5 protein-coding genes and 1 pseudogene are annotated in these 2996 nt (G+C 42.3%); all 6 read right to left on the reverse strand.

The genetic code is table 11. From position 1 onward, the window contains the following. Positions 1-117: 117 nt before the first annotated feature. The 6 genes and pseudogenes from AACT23_RS15025 to AACT23_RS15050 all read right to left on the reverse strand — a co-directional run bounded on the left by AACT23_RS15025 (position 118) and on the right by AACT23_RS15050 (position 2875). Positions 118-570: a GNAT family N-acetyltransferase gene (locus AACT23_RS15025; RefSeq protein WP_094126891.1), complete on the reverse strand. Its 453-nt coding sequence runs from the start codon at positions 568-570 to the stop codon at positions 118-120. A 167-nt stretch (positions 571-737) separates the two neighbouring features. Further along, positions 738-1016, reverse strand: a complete 279-nt coding sequence (locus AACT23_RS15030; protein ID WP_005526581.1) for a DUF3601 domain-containing protein — start codon at positions 1014-1016, stop codon at positions 738-740. Between the two features lie 256 nt (positions 1017-1272). After that, a complete protein-coding gene (locus AACT23_RS15035) occupies positions 1273-1809 on the reverse strand; it encodes a hypothetical protein (RefSeq protein WP_057556422.1) in 537 nt (178 codons plus the stop codon). 174 nt (positions 1810-1983) lie between these two features. Beyond that, positions 1984-2082 carry a Tfp pilus assembly protein gene (locus AACT23_RS15040; protein ID WP_230078617.1) on the reverse strand — a complete coding sequence of 33 codons (99 nt, stop codon included), beginning with the start codon at positions 2080-2082 and terminating at the stop codon, positions 1984-1986. Beyond that, a pseudogene (locus AACT23_RS15045) lies at positions 2072-2191 on the reverse strand (DUF645 family protein); the annotation flags it as partial. The gene AACT23_RS15040 and the pseudogene AACT23_RS15045, both read right to left, overlap by 11 nt. A gap of 402 nt (positions 2192-2593) precedes the next feature. Continuing rightward, complete coding sequence (locus tag AACT23_RS15050) at positions 2594-2875, reverse strand: DUF1289 domain-containing protein (RefSeq protein ID WP_001894429.1); 282 nt, start codon at positions 2873-2875, stop codon at positions 2594-2596. Positions 2876-2996: the final 121 nt, after the last annotated feature.

Consider the following 2996-nt stretch of genomic DNA (forward strand, 5'->3'; position numbering starts at 1 on the left):
TAACGCCCAATTAAGTGGTGAACAACGCACTGGCCAAGCCGCTGCATTGCACCATAAAACACTTTACTCAACGCATAGTAAAACTGCCACGCGTTGAGAATCCACTTGAATTGTTTGTTATGCCTGTACTACTTTCTGAGTGAAGTGCTCAAAAGCCGTAACTTTAGAGTAACCCTCAGACAAATATAGACTTTTTGCAGATTCATTATCTATTGAAGTAGCAAGCTTAACAGTTAACGCATTGGTTTCTCTGGCATAAACTTTGACTTGCTGTAGCAATGCTTTACCGACACCCTTATGCCTCGCTGATTCAGTGACATACAAGTCATTCAAATACCACATTCGCTTCATCGAGACTGAAGAGTACGACGGGTAAAGCTGAACAAACCCCAACGGTTGACCATGATGATCAAGTGCTAGGAAAATGACTGAGTCTGAATGGTTGAGCCTCTCTTCAATGAAACTCATAGCCTGCGCTAAATCCGATTCTTGTCCATAAAATTGGCGATATAAATCAAATAATTGAGCGACAGCTTCAAGATGAATTTTATCTACTTCTACTATTTTCAAATTGACTCTCCTTGTCGATTTTTTTTGGAAAAGGCATAACGCCCGCCTAAGGGGCTGGCAACGCATAACACCAAACTCAAACACAACAACCGTAACCACCGCGGCTCAATGGGACTGGAAACGCCGCGCGTTGGCAGTCCCTCTTGAGGCGTTTGTTATGTGCGATCTTAGTTATCGTCTAGTTTACAAAAGTAACTATCAAGATGATGTGCAATTTCCATTTGAAACTCAGGTCGTACGCACAACATTATTTGCCTCTCACTACCATTTTTATCAAAGAACAGAGACAAACCACTTTCATACGGTACAAAATTACTACCAAGGAAACGCATAACGTCACCCCTTTCATAATTAATGTTTCTATAATCTCTGAAACTACGAACAACTTTGTAGCACTGGCCCGCTTTCAGGACACCATACTCACTCTGTAGATAATCTCGGTCCACAAATTTACCTTTATTACAAATAGTCGCATAAATCCGTTATTCAATTTCCTCGTGCAATTACATGCTTGATGTCAAATGTAATAACAGAACGAATAAGGCCACTTTGAATGCGTAGTTGACATCCTTTTCGCTTAGCACATAACGCCCGCTTAAGGGGCAGCCAACGCTACTACTAACTTTCCGCATAGCACCGTAATCACACAAACCAACGCATAGTAAAAATGCCGCGCGTTGGATGTCCCTCTTGAAGCGTTTGTTAGCTCTTTTTCTGCGGCCAACCGTACGTCTCGTCATAGCCAGACTCAATTTGAAGTCTAAGAATAAGGTTTTCGACGTCAGCATAGTCTGAAGGATACACTAATTTTATTTTTCCACTTGCCCGTTCAAGCTCAGATTTCTTTAATGGCACATGATACTTGGATGCCCATTGCACAAAGATTGTGAGTCTACCAAGCAATTCAAGTTGAGGTTCTGATAGTTCCAAATGCAGCTTATCTGCAACATCTGTTAGATCGTGTGCATTTTTGTGGAAATGATTTGGATATAACCGGTCATTCGAGGTGTCAGGTTTATGTTTATATACAAGAGCACCTTTCAGAGCATTTTCAGCGGCGAGACCAAGCAGCAACATAGCTCCTTTCATCGCACCAACATGACGATAATTATCCTTTTCACTCGTGTTCATCTCCCGAACTGAAAATACTTCATAAAGAGATTTTGAAGCTTCAAACATCTGCCAAGCTTGCCTAAACCAATTTTCTGGGGTCGAAACATCCTCTTTAAATTCGATCACCAATCCTCCTATTTATAGAGCTAACGCCCGCCTAAGGGGCTGACAACGCACTAACACTAAACTCAAACACAACAGCCGTAACCACCGCGGCTCAATGGGACTGGAAACGCCACGCGTTGACAGTCCCTCTTGAGGCGTTTGTTAGCTTCGTAGCCCATTGTTTAACAATGGCTTTTAACACATTTGCTTGAAATCCATTTTACGCAAAAGCATCACACAAACACACGTCCAACGCCAAAAGCTGTGAAGCTGGCTGCCAAAACCTAAAACGATCTAGGCTAAGTTGGCCACGGTTAATAGTCCGCGACAAAGAAAGCACACTTGCAGCGATGATGCAGCCTTTTGTGAAACCAAACTTTCCGTGTGGAGCATCCAACAACATTGAAGCATCGAGGTTTGATGGTTTTCAGCGACTTTGAAACCACAAAACTTTCAACACCTTCTACCAAATCAGAATCCGACAAGCACGAAAACCAAGTTGTGAAATTTGAACGCTAAAAGCTGATTTTTCAGGACAATCAAACCCAGATTTTGAGGATTCTAGCCTTTAAGAAGCTAACGCCCGCCTAAGGGGCTGGCAACGCATAACACTAAACTCAAACGCAACAACCGTAACCACTTCGGCTCAATTGGACTGGAAACGCCACGCGTTGACAGTCCCTCTTGAGGCGTTTGTTATGTGTGTGTTTCTGATGCCCACTCTTCCATTTAAAGGGGTAGCGAAAGGCATTTATGCCAAACAGCATTCGATAAAAAGCCATCATATACACAAGACTAAGATGCTTCATATCGATATATTTCGGCTCTGAACTCTAGCTAAGCTATTGATTAATATCTCTTGTTTTTCGCTATTTGTTGCACTACTCCAACGACATATCTCATCAAGAGTCCTACCACAACCTATGCAGATATCTTTGTCATCTAAACAACAATGACGAACACAAGGACTTTTATATGAACAAGTTTCAATTGGTTCAGCTCTTTTAACTTTTTGATTTTCAGACATAGTGCACCTCACGTCTGAATTATAAGCGCAGAGCTGTGAAAATTTTTCAGAAAAACACATAACGCCCGCCTAAGGGGCTGGCAACGCATTACACTAAACTTAAACACAACAACCATAACCACCGCGGCTCAATGGGACTGGAAACGCCACGCGTTGACAGTCCCTCTTGAGGCGTTTGTTA

Source organism: Vibrio sp. V09_P4A23P171 (genome assembly GCF_963875615.1).
Lineage (GTDB): Bacteria > Pseudomonadota > Gammaproteobacteria > Enterobacterales > Vibrionaceae > Vibrio > Vibrio anguillarum.

Coding starts and splice junctions, on each gene's coding strand:
- AACT23_RS15050 (WP_001894429.1), bottom strand. CDS start 2,875: ATGTGTTTTTCTGAAAAATTTTCACAGCTCTGCGCTTATAATTCAGAC.